This is a genomic window from Flavobacterium salmonis (genome assembly GCF_903819435.1).
In the GTDB taxonomy this organism is placed as follows: domain Bacteria; phylum Bacteroidota; class Bacteroidia; order Flavobacteriales; family Flavobacteriaceae; genus Flavobacterium; species Flavobacterium chungangense.
This window is the reverse complement of sequence record NZ_CAIJDP010000089.1, coordinates 86,169-104,796: the sequence shown is the minus strand read 5'-3', so window position 1 is coordinate 104,796 and position 18,628 is coordinate 86,169. Positions and strand designations below refer to the sequence as shown.

Sequence of the window (18,628 nt, the reverse complement as noted above, 5' to 3'; positions counted from 1 at the left end):
TCTAAGATAAAATAAAAATCATTGGTAAAAATTTAGCTGATATTTTTTGGTTAGAATAATTTCGACGAATACTTTCTTAAAATGTAAAATCATCATTTATAGTGATTACTGATAAAAAACGCAGCATTAGATTTGCACAATAAGTTTTAAAAAGTAATTAATAATAAAAAATTAAATCATGGGTTTAGCAGAAAAACGTTTAGCAGAATCAATTAAAGTAGAAAAAATTCCGGCTTTTGAAGCAAAATTAAAAGACAAAGCCGGATATGATATCAAAGTAGATGTGGATTGGAATACATTTACAGCATATGATGAATATCCGCTTTCTAGATTAGACATCGTTTTTGATGATTTGGAATCATTCGTGAAAAGAATATGTTCTGATGACATGGGAAAAGAGGCTTTACAGGAAAAAATGTCAACTATTCATTTAACAAATTCAGATAACAATGATGATGTAAAAATGGAACTTAAAGACAATACATTATCTTTAACAGTTCAGTTGGTTCAGGGATCTTTTAGTTCTCAAACCGATTCTCAAATTGCAGATTACGTAGAAAAGTTATTGTAAATGATTCAATCTTATAAAAAGAATCTGTTTATAGAATTTTCAGGCTGGTTTATAAAACTTGCTGATTTTGCTGATAAGGCAGAGGACGTTTACAGTTTGCCTAAATTAGAATTGTTATTGCATACTGGAAATGTTATTCGGGGCTGTATTATAGGATATGACAGAACCAGACAGGAAAAACTATTGATGGTTATAGGAATTCCAGATGCTAATCCAAAATCTGAAATCACATTGGTTCCGGGTTCTCAGGTTGCAGCGATAACTTTTATGGATGCCGATACTACGCTAAGGGTTCTTGAGCCTAATTCTGTAGTCAGCACTTTAGAATTAAAGCGTACCGCCAAAAAAGCCGAAGAAGATTTAGAAAAAAGTACAACAGAAAAAATCAATTTGGTTTTAGATACTGATAATTACCCTGAAAATAACAGAAAAATTGTTCTGGAAACCATAAAACTGTTACCCTCAATTTTTGAATCTTTAATTGAAGATGAGTTAGGAAAAAAAGCAGTTATTGAAAACATAAAGAATATTAAAATTTCAATAGCAGAAGATGATTCAATTGTTTTAGAAAATAAGGAACTTCATATCAAAATAAGTTCTGTATACAAGTTTCCATACAAAGAAAAAGAAAGAATCAAAAAACAAATTGAGAACGCTTTGTAATGATTTTTTTCAATTCAAAATAAGACACTACCCAAAAATAAAGGGTTATTCTGAAATATTTTGGAATAACCCTTTTTAATTCTAATGGTTATCACAATAATACAATATGTTTTATTTCCTAAGACAAAATCTTTTTGAACAACAGAATATGGTACAGCTTGTTGGCCATACTTCAGAAACAGGAGTGCTGAGCTGGATAGCCGGTCATAAGTTTGCGGCACCGTTGAAACCTCAAAGCTTAATGATTGATTCTAAGCATGGCAATAATTTTCCAGATTTTTTTGATACCACTGTACCGATAATGTCTAATCGATTAATAGCTTCTTTGGTTACTCTCGGTGTTGATAATATGGATACTTATCCTGTTGTACTGCATAACAATGTTTCTGGACAAGATGTGTTTGGGTATTCCGCAGTAAATGTTATTGGTTGTATTGATGCAGAAAAACTTGAAGGTTCAGAATATCGCCTTAGATTTGGAGAACCATATTTTACTGGTGCGATTGTTATAGATGAGCTGAAAGTACGTGATTTAACTTTTTTTCGCACATTATATGGTCCAGGATTTATAGTTATTTCTAAAAATATTGCCGATGCACTTAAAACTGAGTCCTGGTCAGGAATTTTATTGCAAAAAACCGAGGATTATGAAGGAGTGTAAAAGCATATAATAAAGGTTTTATTACTAGCTATAATCAATCAACTAATCCGTTTTCGACTGCATATTTTACAAGTCCAGCCGTATTTTTGGCATTCAGCTTGGATAATAAATTACGTCGATGCGTATTAACTGTGTTAAAACTGATAAAGGTTTTTTCGGCAATTTCGGCTGTATTATATTCTTGCGCAATCAAAACTAAAATCTCTTTCTCTCTAGAACTTAGTTCAGTAATAGTAGAGATTTGTTTTTCTATTTTTTGGCTGTTATTCAAATATTGCTCTTCTACTTCTTTAGAAAAATAATTTTTGCCATCAGCAACACTGTAAATTGCTTCTAATAATTCTGCCTTTTCAGCATTTTTCAATAAATAACCATTTACACCAATTCTGATTAATCTTGAAATTATTTTAGCGTTACTGTGTGTACTCACAATTATAATTTTTATAAAAGGATATTCTTTTTTTAATATTTTGCTTAATTCAATTCCGTCCATTTCTGGCATACTGATATCCAGAATTACCATATCTGCATTTTGAATTTTTAAAATATTCAAAACTTCAATGCCATTTACCGCTTTGCCAATTATTTTTATCCCCGATTCATGTTCAATTAGTGATACAATTCCTTGCAGGAACATCGTATGGTCATCAGCAATAATAAGTTTTAATTTTTCCATTAATTCAATAATTTGGGGTTATAATTTGGTTAGATTATCAAGTTGTTTTTTTACGTTAATTCCTTTTGTGATATCATTCTCCGTGTTTGATATTAATAAAACAGGAATTTCAATATTGGCAATCGTACCTCTTTTAGGTTTAGAGTCTAATACAAAAGAGCCATTTAATTTAGCTATTCGGTTTTCTAAATTTATAAATCCAATGCCGGGCTTGTAATTTTCCGGATTAAATCCAATACCGTTATCTTCAAATAAAATATTCAGGACATTTTCAATAAGGTTGAGCTGTAAGTCAATTTTTGAAGCTTTTGCATGTTTTATGGTATTGGTCAGAAGTTCCTGAATTATCTTAAAAATCTCGATCTGTATTTCTTCATTTAAAGCATCAATTTCTTTTTTCGGGTATACTGTAAAATCCGTTTTGATATTACTGGCTTCACCAATATTATTAAAATAGGATTCTAAAACTTCGCAAAATTTGTGATGTGTAAATTTCTTGGGAATCAATGTATGCGATAAATTTCTGACCTGCTGGTAAGTTTCATCTAATAAGGCAGTAAGATTTTTAATTTTTGGAGAATTTGAAATTACTAAATGATTCAATTGAAGTTTTATGGCAGCAAGATTACCGCCAATGCTGTCGTGTAATTCCTGTGAAATACGTTGTCTTTCTTTATCCTGCCCGCTAATAGCTGCCTTTATCAATTTTAATTCCTGATCTTTCAGGAGATTATTGATATTTTGACTACTTATCTCAGCCTGCTGAATATTTAATAATCGTTGCGTTTTAAGTCGTTTATAATATTGCAGCAATAAGCCAATAATAGGAATCAAGACAATAAGAAATCCAAAAACAGTTAACAATTTGGTTTCTTTTTCCTGTTTAATTTGAAGTGATTTTAGCTGTTGGTCTTTTTTTAACAGAGATATTTCGCTTAGTTTTTTTTGAGATGAATTTTGAAAAAAAAGTATAGTATTTTCAGTTATCTTTTGAGAAATTTCTTCCTGAAGATTCATGTTCTCAATAGCTTCTTCCTGTTTTTCGAGTTTTAATTTCTTGGTTGTATTATCAAGTTGTAAAAAACGTATTTCTTTTTCCCTTTGAGCTGTTTTGTATTTAATCTCGAGCTCTTTGATCTCCTTTGCTTGCTCAATTTTACTTATCGAATCCTTTACTTTGGTTGATTTAGTCAGATAATCGAAAGCACTTTTATAATCTTCCTGTAAAACAGCAATTTTTTTAAGCTCATCATAACAATAGGCCTGATTATCTAAATAACCAAAATGGATGGCTTTTTGAAGAGCATGCGAAAAAACGTCTTTTGCTTCCTTGTATTTTTTTAAATCAATGTAGGTGTCTCCAATATTTTCACGGGCAATTAAACCGAATCGGTTTAATTCATTTTTATCAGTAATAGATATAACTTCATTATAAGCTTTGATGGCATCATCTGTTTTTTGCTGTAATTGATAATTTACACCAATACTAAGGGTAATTGAGGCTTCGGCTTGCTTATTATTTGTTTTTTCGCTGAGTTGTTTTCCTTTATTATAATAATAATTGGCTTTTTCATATTCTTCTAAGTCAGAATAGATATCACCAATATTTATATAACTTCCTAGGGTTATTTCTTCATCTTTTTTATAGTCTAAACATTCTTTATATAATTTTAGAGCATTTTTGTTATCTCTTAATGCTTTATAACAAGTGGCTAGACCATGTAAGTTGGTATAGTATAAATTGGTTTCTTTGTATTTTTGAGAAACGTCAAGCCCTTTTAAATGCCATTTTTTGCTTAGATCAAACAATCCTTGCTTTTTATAATTTAATCCCAACAAATTGTATCCTAAACAAAGAAGTCTGTTTTTTAAAGAATCATTGGTTATTTTGTTACTGTATTTTAGTGCCTGATTGGTATAGTAGTTTGCTGAATCTAAAAGATCTCTTTTGTTATAATAATAAGCTTGTAATAAAATAGCACTGGATATATTTGTGGGATACGTTGCATTTTTTAAAAAAGTTTTGGTGTTTTTGAGCGCTTTTTTTTCATCTCCGCTATTGTATAATTTATAGAGGGCTGTAACGGTTTTTTCCTCGGCTTCGGGAGATTTTTTTACAACAGAAAATTGTTTTTTATTATGACCATCGATTTGTGCAGACAAACAGACTGACATCACTGAAAAGAGTAATAAAAAGAAATATTTAAAGTTAATAACCATTAAAATTAATTGAAAAAATAAAATTAAAGTACTGAATATCTGTTGTTTATTTGTTCTTTGAAAATTTTCATAAAGCATATAAAAATAAGGTAAAAAGTGTTGATAATCTTTATTTTATGTAAAAAAAACGCCTAAATTAGTTAAATAATTTAGGCAGTATAATTCAGTCAAAAAAAACTTTAAACTGTATTTAAAATTAAAATTATAGTACTTTTTAAATAAATTCTATAAGGAAAAAAGTTAGTATTAGAATAAATTTACAGTAATCAAAAATTAATGAAATCATGACAAAAAAACTATTCATCTTAGCTGCATTGTTTATAGTTTTTTCCTGTGCAACAAATCCAATTACAGGAAAAAAGGATCTTAATTTTGTTTCCAATAGCGAACTATTCCCTTCATCTTTTCAACAATATAATACCTTTTTAAAAGAAAATAAAGTAATTACGGGAACTGCAGATGCCCAAAAAGTGAGTGCTGTTGGAGCAAGAATAAAAGCTGCAGCAGAAAAGTACCTAACTTATTTAGGACAAACACAATACCTGAAAGATTATCAATGGGAATATAAGTTAGTAGAAAACAAAGAAGTTAATGCCTGGTGTTTACCCGGCGGTAAAATTGTAGTTTATTCGGGTATTTTGCCTATTACACAAAATGAGTCAGGTTTAGCTACTGTTATGGGACATGAAGTTTCACATGCATTGGCAAATCACGGTGCTCAAAGAATGAGTGCTGCTCAATTACAGCAATTAGGAGCAGTAGGAGTTGCAGTGGCTACTGGAAATCAAAGTGCTGAAAATCAGGAAATGTGGCAAAAATATTATGGATTAGGATCAGAAGTAGGAGTGATGCTGCCTTTTAGCAGAAGTAACGAAAGTGAGGCCGACAAAATTGGTCTAACACTTATGGCGATTGCCGGGTATAATCCTGATGATTCAATTGCGTTTTGGACAAGAATGTCTGCTAAATCGGGAGGCTCCGGAACTCCTGAGTTTTTAAGCACTCACCCGTCTGATGCAACCAGAATTGCTAATTTAAAATCACTAATTCCGCAGGCAAGAGAAACAGCTGCAAAAGTTGGGGTTATTAGAATTTAATTTAAAATATAAACTCCTCATTTACTAAATTATAATCCGGTAATTTTAAGCTAGTAATTAATATTCTGTTTTGAATATAATTTTCGAAACTCATATTTGTACTAAATGAAAACATGAATTTGTTAGGTTTATCACTATCAAGATTAGTTAAATAATTTTGTAAATTGGATTTTTCAACGGAAATCCCATTAACCAATATTGAATTTTTTTTTGTGAAATAAATCAAGATGCCAAATTTAGGCTTATTCATTTTATAATACACTTTCGTGAAAGGTAAAAAAGCTAAATTCTTTCCAACAGAATCGGCATAAGAATAATAATTCTCGGCTTTTTCGTTTTTGTGTGCACTATCTTTGCGTTTCTTTTCCTGTAATTTTATAATTTCAGGAATTACTAATTTTAAAGGCAGACGTTTGTCAATATTGAAAATCCAGTTAGTTGAAATTATGCTGTTTTTTCGGTTTACTTCTGCTAAAGTATCTTTCCCTTCAATTTTAAAGAAAATATAAATTGGCGAATGGTCCTGAACATCTTTTACAATTGAAACATTTGATTGTGGTAATAAAACATCCTTTTTTTCTTCACATGAAAAAAGGACACAGATAAAAATTAAACAGAAGTATTTCATAATAATTTAACTCATTTTAGTAAACAAAGTAACACATTCCATTGCTTCTTTAACATCATGAACCCGAAGAATTTTTGCTCCTTTTGTCAAAGCAATTGTATTTAGAAAAGTTGTTCCGTTTAAGGCTTCCTGTGGTGTAATATCAAGTGTTTTATAAATCATTGATTTTCTTGAAACTCCTGCTAATACAGGTAATTCGAGCAAATTGAAAAGTTCCATTTTCTGCAAAACTTCATAATTTTGATCTGTTGTCTTAGCAAAACCAAAACCGGGATCCAAAATTAAATCGTTAATCCCTAAACTTCGGGCCTTTTTTACTTTTTCAGAAAAATAGAAAAGTATTTCTTTTACAATGTCATCATATTGTGTAAAAGTTTGCATGGTTTGTGGATTTCCACGCATGTGCATCATAATGTACGGAACGTTATAATGCGAAATAACCTCAAACATTTTATCGTCTAATTCTCCAGCTGCAATGTCATTTATAATTGCCGCACCACTTTCTATACTGGCTTTAGCGACTTCAGATCTAAATGTATCTATTGATAATAAAGTATCAGGAAAATGTTTTAAAATTAGTCTAATTGCAGGTACAATCCTTTCTATTTCTTCTTGTTCCGAAACAAATTCTGCACTTGGTTTGCTGGAGTAAGCGCCAATATCTATAAATGTTGCGCCTTCAGAAAGCATCTTATCTGTTTGCGATATAATGTCGTCTTCATTTTTATATTTTCCTCCATCAAAAAATGAATTAGGAGTTATATTTAAAATCCCCATTACTTTAGGAATTGTTAAATCAATCAAACGGCTTTTGCAGTTAATAAACATTTTCTTTTTATTTTTATTTGTTTCAGGTTTTAAGCTTCAGGTTGCACGATTAACAATTTGTTTAGAAAAAACTTGAAACAAAGAAAACCTGAAACTTGAAACTATTTAATTTAATCCTTATTTTTGAACAAATTTTAGCAAATATACAGCAATAAATGAAGAATACTTCCTTAGAATTTGATAATGTAATTACGGTTTGCCGTACCTTATTTATTAATAAAATGAAAGATTATGGTAGTGCATGGAGAATTTTAAGACTGCCATCACTGACGGATCAAATTTTTATAAAAGCACAAAGAATCAGAAGTTTACAGGAAAACGAAATCCGTAAAGTTGATGAAGACGAAAAAGGAGAATTCATCGGAATTATTAATTATTCGATAATGGCCTTAATTCAGTTAGAATTGGGAGTTGTAGAACAACCAGATCTGGATATTGACAAGGCAACGGAATTATATGATGCTAAAATTAAATTGACAAAAGAATTAATGGAAGCCAAAAATCATGATTACGGTGAGGCTTGGCGTGAAATGCGTGTAAGCTCACTGACTGATTTGATTCTTCAAAAACTACTTCGCGTAAAACAAATTGAAGATAATAAAGGCAAAACTTTGGTTTCTGAAGGTATTGATGCTAATTATCAGGATATGATCAATTATGCTGTTTTTGCATTGATTTTAAACCCAATTAAAAAATAAAAACCTCAAATAAATCCAATCCAGATTCATTTGGATATAGATATACCTACTTTAAATTATGAAAAATTTCATTACTCAATTCTCAAGAATATTTGTCGGCGTACTTTTTATCATCTCTGGATTAATTAAACTGAATGATCCGGTTGGTTTCTCTTATAAATTAGCCGAGTATTTTAGCGAGCCGGTTTTTAACATGCCCTTTTTAACGCCTCTTGCTTTAGGGTTAGCAATCTTTTTGGTGATTTTTGAAGTTGTTTTGGGTGTAATGTTATTAGTTGGTTATAAAACAAAAACTACAATCTGGAGTTTACTACTTTTAATAATTTTCTTTACTTTCTTAACTTTTTATTCTGCTTACTTTGATGTAGTTAAAGATTGTGGTTGTTTTGGTGATGCCTTGCATTTAACTCCTTGGGAATCATTTACCAAAGATGTTGTTTTGTTATTCTTTATTCTGATTTTATTCTTCAATCAGAAATTAATAAAACCACTATTTGCAACTCCAAAAACCAATTTTGCAGTTTATTTAAGTGTCGTTTTATGTGCATTTATGGCTGTATGGGTTTTAAATCATAATCCAATAAAAGATTTCCGACCTTATAAAGTAGGAACAAACATCGAAAAAGGAATGGAAATTCCGGAGGGTGCCCCAAAATCTGTAGTTGAAATGATTTTTATCTATAAAGTAAACGGTGTTGATAAGGAATTCACCGAAAAAGATTTAATGAACATCCCTGAAGGGGCAATATTTGTTGACCGAAAAGATAAAGTAATAACAGAAGGTTACGTACCACCTATTCATGATTTTACAATGACCAAAGAGGGTTCTGATTATAAAGAAGAATTGCTGAAAGAGCCAAAATTACTGGTTTTTGTAACATATGATTTGGCATTGTCTAATCCTGATGGCATGAAAAACTTAGAAAAATTAAATGTCGAAGCCAAATCTAAAGGATATAAAGTAATTGCAATGACTGCATCAACTGATGAAATAATTGCAAAAACTAAAAAACAATATGGCTTAAACGTTGATTTTTACTTTTGTGATGCAATCGCTTTAAAAACAATTGAAAGGTCTAATCCAAGTATTGTTGTTATTCAAAATGGTACTATTATTCAAAAAGTACATTATAATGATATTGAGAAATTGATATTGTAATCCTACTGTTTAAAAAGAATTTAAAGCCATAAATGTTTCATAATTAAGTTGTTATTGCAATTTGTTTTTTTGTACTTTTGCTGCAGTTAACAAAATATATGTAGATTTTGAGTTATATTTTAAAATATAAATGTTTCAGAATTATAATTTTATCTTCATATTTACGTTCTAATGCAGATTAAGCCCTTAACATACATGTTGAAAAAAATTACTCTGTTTTTTTTGTTTTTAAATGTTTCCTTCTCTTATGGACAAATAGGCGGGAGGTATGCTTATCAGTTTTTAAATTTGACAAGTTCGCCAAGACAGGCAGCATTGGGCGGAAAAGCAATTACCATTTATGATGAAGATGTAAATCAGGTAATGTTTAACCCGGCAACATTAAATGCAGATATGGATAATCATTTAGCAATGAATTATGGTAATTATTATGGTGAAGCAACTTACGGAACAGCTTCGTATGCCTATACGTACGACAGGCATTTGCAAACATTTTATGCGGGTATAAGCTACATAAATTATGGTACTTTTGAGGGATATGATGAAAATGGCCAGGCTACTTCAGATTTTACAGGAAGTGAGGGAGCTCTTGCAGTAGGTTATGCATATAATATTCCATATACAGACATACATATTGGTGCAAATGCAAAATTAATCACATCAACTTTAGAGAGTTATAATTCTATTGGTGGTGCGTTAGATTTAGGTTTTTTGTTCATTGATGAGAAGAATGATGTAAATTGGGCTTTGTCAATTCGTAATATTGGGACTCAGTTTACGACTTATTCAGGGATTAAGGAAAAATTACCGCTTGAGATTATCGCAGGGGTTTCTCAGGAATTGGATCACGTGCCAATCAGATGGCATCTTTCTTTAGAAAATTTGCAACAATGGAACATCTCTTTTTCGAACCCTGTGAGAGGAGAAGGCAATATAGATGGTTCAACGCAGGAAGATAAGGTTTCATTCGTAAATAATGCTTTGAGACATGTGGTTTTTGGAATAGAACTTTTTCCTAAAAAAGCATTCAACATTCGATTAGGATACAATTTTCGAAGAGCTGAAGAATTAAGAATTGAAGAACAACGTAATTTCTCAGGGGTTTCGTTAGGTTTTGGATTAAAAATGAATCGATTAAAATTTAATTATTCGTATTCTAAATACACGTTAGCAGCAAATACAAGTCTTTTTGGTTTAAATATTAATCTTCAATAATAATTTTATATGAAAATATTTAATTTAATTTTAATTGTAATTATTTCTGGTTTATTTATCAGCGCTAAACCTTTTTTTAAAGATGAACCTAATAGTCTGGAAATTGAAAGAATTAATTTTAGAATTGATGAAATGAAATCAATGTTGAATGCCAGTTCTAAATACAACTCTAAAATTGCATTTTTTATTGATATGAGAATTCCATCCGGGAAAAATCGTTTTTTTGTTTATGATTTACAGAACAATAAAATTTTAGATCAGGGGCTTGTTGCCCATGGATGTGGTTCTGAAACCGGAATTATAGGCAACTTAAAATTTAGCAATGTGCCAAATTCAAATTGCACTTCGCTGGGAAGATATTCTATTGGAAATAATTATAATGGAATTTTCGGAAAAGCATATCGACTCTCTGGTCTGGATGAAACCAATAGTAATGCATTCAAGAGAGCTATTGTTCTGCATTATTATTCGGCGGTGCCATACGAAGAACAAGATCGTTACATCAGCCGCAGCCATGGTTGCCCAATGGTGAATGAGCAATTTTTTAAAAGAATTGAAAAAATTATTGATTCTTCAAAATCAAACATACTTTTAGATATTTATTATTAAAATTAATAAAACTCCATAATTTAAAACCACCACTTTGAGAAATATTACCATTGCTATTGATGGCTTTTCATCAACCGGGAAAAGCACTTTAGCAAAACAATTAGCTAAGGAACTTGCTTATGTTTATGTAGATACTGGAGCAATGTACCGGGCGGTTGCTTTTTTTGCAATGAATAATAATTTTATTAAAGCCGATTTTTTTGATAAAAAAGCTTTAATTGATTCACTTCCTAAAATTCAATTGGAGTTTAAATACAATTCTGATTTAGGTTTTGCAGAAATGTATCTGAATGGTGAAAATGTTGAAAAACAAATCCGTACTATAGAAGTTTCCAGTTTTGTGAGTAAAGTTGCAGAAGTTTCTGAAGTTCGTTCTAAATTAGTAGAACAACAAAAGGAAATGGGAACTAATAAAGCTATCGTCATGGACGGAAGGGATATTGGAACTGTAGTTTTCCCTGCTGCAGAACTCAAAATTTTCATGACAGCTAGTGCAGAAACCCGTGCACAAAGACGTTTTGATGAACTACAACAAAAAGGTGATAAAGTATCTTATGACGAGGTTTTAAAAAACGTTGTCGAAAGAGATTATATAGATACACACCGTGAAGATTCTCCATTGGTAATTGCTGAAGATGCAATAGAAATTGATAATTCTTACCTAAATAAGGAAGAACAATTTACCGCAGTTTTAGAATTAGTAAATGAAGTTGTTAAAAAAGTTTAATTCTTTGTAGATTTCATTTTTAATAGTAGTTTTACCGCTTAATCATTTAAAGACAAATACTATTATGAGTATAAAACTAAGGCTTACAATCATGAATTTTTTCCAGTTTTTTGTATGGGGAATATGGTTGATTTCATTAGGGGGATATATGGGGCAGGTTTTTGGTCCTTTAGAAGGAAGTAGTATTGGTTTGTCTATTGGCAGAACATATGGTTCAATGGGCTGGGCAAGTTTATTTATGCCGGCTTTACTTGGTATTATTGCAGATAAATATCTCAGTGCACAAAAAGTATTGGGAATTTCACATATTATTGCCGGAGTTGCCATATATTTTGCAACCAGAGCAACCAATTCAACAGAAATGTACTGGATTATTTTTGCAACAAGTTGTTTTTATATGCCAACTATAGCGTTAAACAATTCTGTAAGTTATGCCGTTTTAAATAAATTCAATTTTGATGTTCAAAAAACTTTTACCCCAATTCGTGTATGGGGAACTGTAGGTTTTGTAATAGCCATGTGGATAACTGATTTAACGGATTGGAAATCGAATACGCTTCAATTTGTTTTTGCCTCGGTATCTATGATTATTACAGGTCTTTTTTGTTTTACGTTACCCGATGTTCCTGCAGAAAACAAAAATAGTAATCAGTCGCTGACAAGTAAATTTGGCTTAGATAGTTTTGTACTTTTTAAACAAAAGAAAATGGCAATATTCTTTGTCTTTGCTATGTTACTCGGTGCTGCATTACAAATTACGAATATGTTTGGTGATACCTTCATAAGGGATTTTGGCTCTAATCCGGAATATCAGGGGACTTTTGGAGTAGAACATTCTGTTTTTATTATTTCGCTATCGCAAATTTCAGAAACGCTGTTTATTTTAACGATTCCATTTTTCTTAAAGCGCTTCGGAATTAAACAAGTGATGATTTTTAGTATGATTGCATGGGTTTTACGTTTTGCATTATTTGGAATAGGGAATCCAGGTTCAGGAGTTATTTTTCTCATATTATCAATGATAGTATACGGAATGGCATTTGACTTTTTTAATATTTCAGGATCACTATTTGTTGAAAAACAAACAGACAGCAAAATCAGATCCAGTGCTCAGGGGCTTTTTATGTTAATGACTAATGGTATAGGAGCTATAATTGGTGGTGAGCTGGCAGGACGAACAGTAAGTTATTTTACCATTGGAAATAAAATACAATGGCCAAATGTATGGTTTTCATTTGCGGCTTATGCGTTTGTTATTGCAATAGCTTTTGCAATTTTGTTTAAATATAAACACGATCCAAAGGAGTTAGAAAGTTTAGAGCATTAATATAGAGACAAAAAATCCCACCATAACAGGTGGGATTTTTTTATAAAAATATATTCTCTAGGTATTAGTCTGTTGGAACTTTTTAAGCGATAGCAATGCTTGTTCTTTTATTTTATTTTGAAAAAAACCGGTCCATCCTAATAAATAACCGGTAATTCCGAAAGCTTGCTTTGCCCATTTCCAAACATCAAAATTATCTGTATGTTTTATGATTAGTCCATCCTGAAAAAGAAATTCAGCAGAAATTCGATTGATTACTTTTCTATTCGTTTTACTAAAATTATAAGTAGCAACCCAACGGGCAGATCCTGAAAATTCATCTGCTTTTATATTTGAAAATTCAATTTTGATATCTCCTTTGCTTTTTGAAATTAGCATTTCCCACATTTTAGAAACCTGTTTTTCCTTTAAAAGGCCAAAAGCAGGGTCTACAAAGTGAACTTTAGGATGATAACATTCGCACATTGTTTTAGCATCTGCATTTGCAAATGCAGTATAAAATTTAGAAATTAAATTTTCGTTTGAATTCATTTTAACAAAATTAGACTATAAAAGTAAGATTATTTTTGGTTAAATAAACTTTATAGAATACTAATTGCTGCAGCAGTATCAAAAGTTTTTTTGGATTTGTCAAAAGCAGTCGAAAAATAATTTTTTCTGCTTATAGCTGTGAAATAACCTGTCTGATTTCCAAAAGTGTTTGAATTCCCTGTAAGTATAAATCTAATTGCTTTTATATCTGTTTTCTTTAGTTTTAAAAATTCAGCTGGGGTAAAATAATAATAAGAAGTTGTTTTTCCTTCTTCAGTTTCCTTAATATTTTTGTCTACACATGCAATTACATCAGCATTGGCTAAATCAACATATACACCTCCTGAAATTCTCGTTTTATCATTTGCAGTAGCAATTGTAAGTTTTAAAATCCCTCCTTTGTCAGTTTTTGCAATCTGCACATCTATTTCTCCGGTAAGAATATATTTTTCACAAATAAAAGTATAATTTTCAGTTGCAGGAAATGGTTTTGAGCCTTTTATACTTATAGTTTGCTGGGCGCTTGCAAAAAATGAAATCAAAAGAAACGAAAAGAAGGATAATTTTAAAGTCATAAGTGTATCAAGTTATTTGTTTAATTATTTTTAGCATCAAATTTCTCATCCCAATCCATTGATTTTATGGCAGAAATCAAATTTTCTTCATTTACAAAAATCCTAAGTTCCTTATTGGCTACCTTTTTTGTATACAAAGCACGATAGCGGTAAATAGTCTCCTCTTTGGTTTTGTAAACTCCGTCTAGTTTTAAATCTACAAAACTTCCATAATATTGGCGAAATCTCAAACAGGTTTTGGTCAGGCGTTCTTCAGTCGTGTTCTCCATAACTGATTTAGTTACTTCAGTTTCATTAAAAGGCTTAAACTTTGATGTATTGCATGTTTCAAGAACTCTTTTTCCTAATGAATAGGCCTTATTTTGCTGATTTGAATTTATTTCGGCTTCTAAAACTTTTTTAATTTTTAGATCTTCAGTACTTCTGCTGACTGTTTTAGATTTACAGCCTATTAACAGTAACAAACATATAATCAATCCTGCTTTCTTCATAATTATTTATGTTATTTTTAATAATAAATTGGGATCCGGGCAGTTTTCTATATAGAAATTTAAGTCTTTTGTGTTACATACACCAGGGTAATCACCCCAATAGTTTTCTATATTTTTAATAATTTGGAAATGTAAGTGTGGGGCATAATCGCCATTTACTTCTGAATTCCCGATGCTAGCCAGATATTCTCCTTTTTTAAAAAAATCACCAATGCTAATCCCTTCTATACTTTCTAACGATAAATGCCCGTATAAAGTATAAAATTTTTGATTTTCAATTTCATGTTCCAAAATTATGGTTGGACCATAGTCGCCTAAACCAACATTGTTTTTGAAACTATGGATTTTCCCATCAAGAGCGGCTAAAACAGAAGTCCCTGCTTTTATCCATAAATCAAGACCAATATGGATATTACGTTCAGAAATTAAATCATTTTTAAAAATAGAACTTCGTTGATACAAAGTCCGTCCTTCAATATAACCGCCAAAAGCTACTTCGGCATTATTTTTTTTTAAATAATGAGTGATATATTCTTCAAAATCAGCAGAATTTCCGGTTTTGTTTCCCGCTAAATCCTGGTTGTTTATAGATAAATCTAAAGTTATATATTTTGAATGATCAATATCTGAATCAATAACTTTTGATGGTGGAATACTTTTTAATATAGAAGAAAGAGGTTTCATAATAGATTAAGCAACTTTTTCAATAATAATCAATTCATTATGATGCTCTACCCGAGGTAGCATTTTAGTAATGTATAATTTAGTATTAATTTCTGAAATGTATTTACGATTTCTAACATTATCTTTTTCATTAAGGATCATGGTATTAAAAAGAACAAATCCCTGATCTTTTAATATGGAACAGATTCTTTCGCTAAAAAAACGTTCAAATAAAAAATTTGGCATATTAGTGTCTTCAAAAATATCAATGATAATTAGATCGTATTGGTTTTTGGTTTTCAAAACAAATTCAAAAGCATCATCAATAATAATTTCTAATTGTTTAATTTCAGAAAGGTTAAAATATTCATTTGCAATCTGAATCATATCAGAATCGATTTCTACTCCTGTTATTTTGCCTTTAAATTCAATTTCATCAACAAGAGTTTTTATGACACTTCCTCCCGCAACTCCTAAAACCAAAATATGATTCATTTTCTGAATAGTTTTAAAACCAATATTTCTTAATCCATATCTTAATATACGTTGTAAACTGCCATATGAGTAATTTGTGTTTTCTGAATCTAAAACTAACTCTCCATTATTCCAGGTTACTTCAATCGTCTTACTGCGACTCGATTTTTTTTTGAATACTTTAATTGGTATTAAATAACTAAATATTTTTTGAATCATTTTTTATGCTTTTACCCAAATTTAGCATTATATTTTTTTATTTTGTGCGAAATATGGAATTTAATGAAAAAACAGTTGTATAAATTTCTATTTTTTAAGCTAATGGGCTGGAAGATAGTTGGGATTGAGAATGCTGAAGTGAAAAAATGCGTGATGATGGTAATGCCGCATACAAGTAATCATGATTTTTATTTAGGAATTTTTACAAGAGGGATATCAGGTTTAGAAATGAACTGGGTAGGAAAGAAAGAATTATTTAAATTTCCGTTTGGTTATTATTTTAGAAGTGTAGGAGGTGAGCCATTAGACAGATCCGGTGGCTTGAATAAAGTTGATGCAATTGCGTCTATTTTTGAGAGGAAAGAAATTTTTCGTTTAGCGGTTGCTCCTGAAGGAACACGTAAAAAAGTTTCGGAAATCAGAAGTGGTTTTTATTATATTGCGCTTAAAGTTAAAGTACCAATTATTCCTGTAGCTTTTGATTGGGGTAAAAAAGAAGTTAATTTGGGCAAACCATTTTTTCCAACCGGCAATTACGAGGAAGATTTAAAAATTTTGAAAAGACATTACGAAGGAGTTTTGGGTAAGATTCCTAAAAATGGATTTCGATTATAATAGAATTTTTTTTCAAGTAGAAGAGAATTACGTAAATGAAAATTATTTGATTTAAGTAGAATAGGCTTTAAATGTTCCATTTTTATAAAAAAGCACAATTTTTTCAATTTCACTATCATCCAGATTAAAACCTGAATATTTTGCTCCTGATGAACTTTGTACTGTGTTTTTTTTATTATTTGATTCGTTTGTAGAAAAAGAAGTTTCATCTGATAAAATAGGAGGTGAAGATCTTGAAATTTCTGAAGAATCTTCATCATGATTTTTTGGAAAATTCCCTCTTCCTGTCAAAATCCAATATAAGTCTACATCAGGAAAAACTTCTAAAACTTTCATTACAAAATCCAGACTGGGTTTGTTTCGTCCTGATAAAAGATGAGACATACTTGAACGCTGAACCCCAATTTTATCTGCAAAAGCCGAAGCGTTTAAACTATAATAATCCATAACAATTTCAAGTCTTTTTACAAATTCCTCTATGTTTACCATTGTAAATTTTTGTTTTAAAATTGCATAGTCACAAATGTAAACAAAAGATTATATAATGCAATTTTACATTTGTAAATTTAATAAACGACTCCTTTTTTGTTAAATTAAAATAATAAATAAATTGTATTAAATTACTGAAAATTAAATATTTTATTTGTTTTTTACTAATAATTTGTATTAGTGCGTCTGAGCTATAGAGATAATTGATAAGGGCTTAAAGAAGTTGTTTACAATATTAAATTATTAAAATTTTAAACGATTTACAATTGTAAAAATAAAGATATTTACTTTTGTGAACTAATTAGAAAGACAATGAATTTAGAAGAATTATTTAACCAATACAAAGAGCAGTCTATTGAAGGTCGTTACCTGACAGTAGAACATATTCGACCGATATTAGAAAGAATAAATACAAACAATCAGGTTAAGGTTGTTGGGGAATCAGTTTTAGGTAAATCTATATATAGTTATGAAATTGGTTCAGGAGAAACGCGAATTTATTTGTGGTCTCAAATGCATGGAAATGAAAGTACAACCACTAAAGCATTGTTTGATTTTATTAATGTTTTGAATAGTGGTTCTGAGTTTGCTGAAAATATGCTTTCATCTTTTACTTTTTTGTGCATACCGATACTGAATCCTGACGGAGCAGAATTGTATACTCGTGCCAATGCAAATGAAATTGACTTGAATAGAGATTCGCAAAATCTGACACAACCGGAAAGCAGAGTTTTAAGAGAGGTTTTCGAAGGATTTAACCCTCATTTTTGTTTTAATCTACATGATCAGCGCACTATTTTTGGAGCTGGCGAAACAGGAAAACCAGCTACTGTTTCATTTTTAGCTCCTTCTTATAATGAAGAACGGGAAATTAATGAGAATAGATTAAAGGCAATTAATTTAATTGCTGCGATTAATGATGAACTGCAGAAATACATACCCGGACAGGTAGGACGTTTCGATGATTCGTTTAATATTAATTGTATAGGAGATACTTTTCAGTATTTAGGTGTACCGACAATTTTGTTCGAAGCTGGTCATTTTCAAAATGATTACCAGAGAGAAGTTACCAGAAAGTTTATCTTCTTTTCGCTAATTGCAGGTTTTAAAGTGCTTTTCGAAAACGATATAGTTAATAATAGGATTGTTGATTATTTGAATATTTCACAAAATAAAGTGGTTTTTTATGATTTTATGTATAAAAATATCAAAATAAATTATGATGGTATCGAAATTATTACGAATTTTGTCGCTCAATACAAAGAGGAATTAATTGACAGCAAGATTCAATTTAATGCTTATATAGTTGAAGTAGGGGAGTTAGAAAATTATTTTGGACATTATGTCTACGATGCAAAAGGCGCTGCGTACTCAGATGATTTTACCAATTTTCCGAAGACTGATCAAAAAGCAAATTTTTATTTAAATAAAAACGTTAAATTTGTTAACGGATTGATAAAAAGTTAAATTTTATGTGAATTTCTTGTTTTTT

The 18,628-nt window shown here is 30.4% G+C and carries 22 protein-coding genes; 12 read left to right on the top strand and 10 right to left on the bottom strand.

The features are described 5' to 3' along the window. Positions 1-178 precede the first annotated feature (178 nt). From FLACHUCJ7_RS22630 to FLACHUCJ7_RS22620, 3 genes are all read left to right on the top strand, one after another. Entirely contained in the window at positions 179-571 is a 393-nt protein-coding gene (locus FLACHUCJ7_RS22630; protein WP_078229341.1) for a hypothetical protein, read from the top strand. Continuing rightward, positions 572-1,234 (top strand): hypothetical protein, encoded by a 663-nt coding sequence (locus FLACHUCJ7_RS22625; protein WP_180910616.1) that lies wholly within the window; start codon positions 572-574, stop codon positions 1,232-1,234. Positions 1,235-1,382: 148 nt separating this feature from the next. Then, on the top strand, positions 1,383-1,895 hold the full coding sequence (locus tag FLACHUCJ7_RS22620) for a hypothetical protein (protein ID WP_145953339.1): 513 nt from the start codon (positions 1,383-1,385) through the stop codon (positions 1,893-1,895). A 34-nt stretch (positions 1,896-1,929) separates the two neighbouring features. Here FLACHUCJ7_RS22620 and FLACHUCJ7_RS22615 read toward each other — a convergent pair whose 3' ends face one another. Then, positions 1,930-2,571: a response regulator gene (locus FLACHUCJ7_RS22615; protein WP_031456574.1), complete on the bottom strand. Its 642-nt coding sequence runs from the start codon at positions 2,569-2,571 to the stop codon at positions 1,930-1,932. A gap of 18 nt (positions 2,572-2,589) precedes the next feature. Continuing rightward, entirely contained in the window at positions 2,590-4,791 is a 2,202-nt protein-coding gene (locus FLACHUCJ7_RS22610; RefSeq protein WP_078229497.1) for a histidine kinase, read from the bottom strand. A gap of 284 nt (positions 4,792-5,075) precedes the next feature. Between FLACHUCJ7_RS22610 and FLACHUCJ7_RS22605 the strand changes: the two genes are divergently transcribed. Further along, positions 5,076-5,888: a M48 family metallopeptidase gene (locus tag FLACHUCJ7_RS22605; protein ID WP_180910614.1), complete on the top strand. Its 813-nt coding sequence runs from the start codon at positions 5,076-5,078 to the stop codon at positions 5,886-5,888. A 1-nt stretch (position 5,889) separates the two neighbouring features. Here FLACHUCJ7_RS22605 and FLACHUCJ7_RS22600 read toward each other — a convergent pair whose 3' ends face one another. Together FLACHUCJ7_RS22600 and folP are read right to left on the bottom strand one after the other, a co-directional pair. After that, positions 5,890-6,516, bottom strand: coding sequence for a hypothetical protein (locus tag FLACHUCJ7_RS22600; RefSeq protein WP_180910612.1), 627 nt, complete (start codon positions 6,514-6,516; stop codon positions 5,890-5,892). A 6-nt stretch (positions 6,517-6,522) separates the two neighbouring features. After that, entirely contained in the window at positions 6,523-7,344 is an 822-nt protein-coding gene (gene folP, locus FLACHUCJ7_RS22595; RefSeq protein ID WP_078229335.1) for a dihydropteroate synthase, read from the bottom strand. Between the two features lie 155 nt (positions 7,345-7,499). On the opposite strand from folP, the gene FLACHUCJ7_RS22590 reads away from it, so the two are divergent. The 6 genes from FLACHUCJ7_RS22590 to FLACHUCJ7_RS22565 all read left to right on the top strand — a co-directional run bounded on the left by FLACHUCJ7_RS22590 (position 7,500) and on the right by FLACHUCJ7_RS22565 (position 13,079). Further along, positions 7,500-8,042: a DUF1599 domain-containing protein gene (locus FLACHUCJ7_RS22590; RefSeq protein ID WP_180910611.1), complete on the top strand. Its 543-nt coding sequence runs from the start codon at positions 7,500-7,502 to the stop codon at positions 8,040-8,042. A 58-nt stretch (positions 8,043-8,100) separates the two neighbouring features. Beyond that, entirely contained in the window at positions 8,101-9,201 is a 1,101-nt protein-coding gene (locus FLACHUCJ7_RS22585) for a BT_3928 family protein (protein WP_180910609.1), read from the top strand. Between the two features lie 195 nt (positions 9,202-9,396). Next, entirely contained in the window at positions 9,397-10,416 is a 1,020-nt protein-coding gene (porQ, locus tag FLACHUCJ7_RS22580) for a type IX secretion system protein PorQ (RefSeq protein ID WP_180910608.1), read from the top strand. A gap of 9 nt (positions 10,417-10,425) precedes the next feature. Then, on the top strand, positions 10,426-11,025 hold the full coding sequence (locus FLACHUCJ7_RS22575) for a murein L,D-transpeptidase catalytic domain-containing protein (RefSeq protein WP_078229332.1): 600 nt from the start codon (positions 10,426-10,428) through the stop codon (positions 11,023-11,025). A gap of 34 nt (positions 11,026-11,059) precedes the next feature. Continuing rightward, entirely contained in the window at positions 11,060-11,752 is a 693-nt protein-coding gene (cmk, locus tag FLACHUCJ7_RS22570) for a (d)CMP kinase (RefSeq protein ID WP_180910606.1), read from the top strand. 64 nt (positions 11,753-11,816) lie between these two features. Next, a complete protein-coding gene (locus tag FLACHUCJ7_RS22565) occupies positions 11,817-13,079 on the top strand; it encodes a nucleoside permease (protein ID WP_180910604.1) in 1,263 nt (420 codons plus the stop codon). 57 nt (positions 13,080-13,136) lie between these two features. Here FLACHUCJ7_RS22565 and FLACHUCJ7_RS22560 read toward each other — a convergent pair whose 3' ends face one another. Genes FLACHUCJ7_RS22560 through FLACHUCJ7_RS22540 form a run of 5 tightly spaced genes read right to left on the bottom strand, consistent with a single transcriptional unit; the run spans position 13,137 to position 16,032 of the window. Further along, positions 13,137-13,610: a nuclear transport factor 2 family protein gene (locus tag FLACHUCJ7_RS22560; RefSeq protein ID WP_180910603.1), complete on the bottom strand. Its 474-nt coding sequence runs from the start codon at positions 13,608-13,610 to the stop codon at positions 13,137-13,139. A 50-nt stretch (positions 13,611-13,660) separates the two neighbouring features. Beyond that, on the bottom strand, positions 13,661-14,185 hold the full coding sequence (locus FLACHUCJ7_RS22555) for a hypothetical protein (protein ID WP_078229329.1): 525 nt from the start codon (positions 14,183-14,185) through the stop codon (positions 13,661-13,663). Positions 14,186-14,205: 20 nt separating this feature from the next. Continuing rightward, a complete protein-coding gene (locus FLACHUCJ7_RS22550; protein WP_078229328.1) occupies positions 14,206-14,676 on the bottom strand; it encodes a hypothetical protein in 471 nt (156 codons plus the stop codon). Between the two features lie 6 nt (positions 14,677-14,682). Next, complete coding sequence (locus FLACHUCJ7_RS22545) at positions 14,683-15,360, bottom strand: peptidoglycan DD-metalloendopeptidase family protein (protein WP_078229327.1); 678 nt, start codon at positions 15,358-15,360, stop codon at positions 14,683-14,685. Between the two features lie 6 nt (positions 15,361-15,366). Next, on the bottom strand, positions 15,367-16,032 hold the full coding sequence (locus FLACHUCJ7_RS22540) for a spermidine synthase (RefSeq protein WP_078229326.1): 666 nt from the start codon (positions 16,030-16,032) through the stop codon (positions 15,367-15,369). A 63-nt stretch (positions 16,033-16,095) separates the two neighbouring features. Between FLACHUCJ7_RS22540 and FLACHUCJ7_RS22535 the strand changes: the two genes are divergently transcribed. After that, positions 16,096-16,647, top strand: a complete 552-nt coding sequence (locus tag FLACHUCJ7_RS22535) for a 1-acyl-sn-glycerol-3-phosphate acyltransferase (protein WP_180910601.1) — start codon at positions 16,096-16,098, stop codon at positions 16,645-16,647. A 51-nt stretch (positions 16,648-16,698) separates the two neighbouring features. Here the strand turns inward: FLACHUCJ7_RS22535 and FLACHUCJ7_RS22530 are convergent, their stop codons facing one another. Further along, positions 16,699-17,136 (bottom strand): helix-turn-helix domain-containing protein, encoded by a 438-nt coding sequence (locus FLACHUCJ7_RS22530; RefSeq protein ID WP_180910599.1) that lies wholly within the window; start codon positions 17,134-17,136, stop codon positions 16,699-16,701. A gap of 312 nt (positions 17,137-17,448) precedes the next feature. On the opposite strand from FLACHUCJ7_RS22530, the gene FLACHUCJ7_RS22525 reads away from it, so the two are divergent. Then, a complete protein-coding gene (locus FLACHUCJ7_RS22525; protein ID WP_180910596.1) occupies positions 17,449-18,603 on the top strand; it encodes a M14 family metallopeptidase in 1,155 nt (384 codons plus the stop codon). Positions 18,604-18,628: the final 25 nt, after the last annotated feature.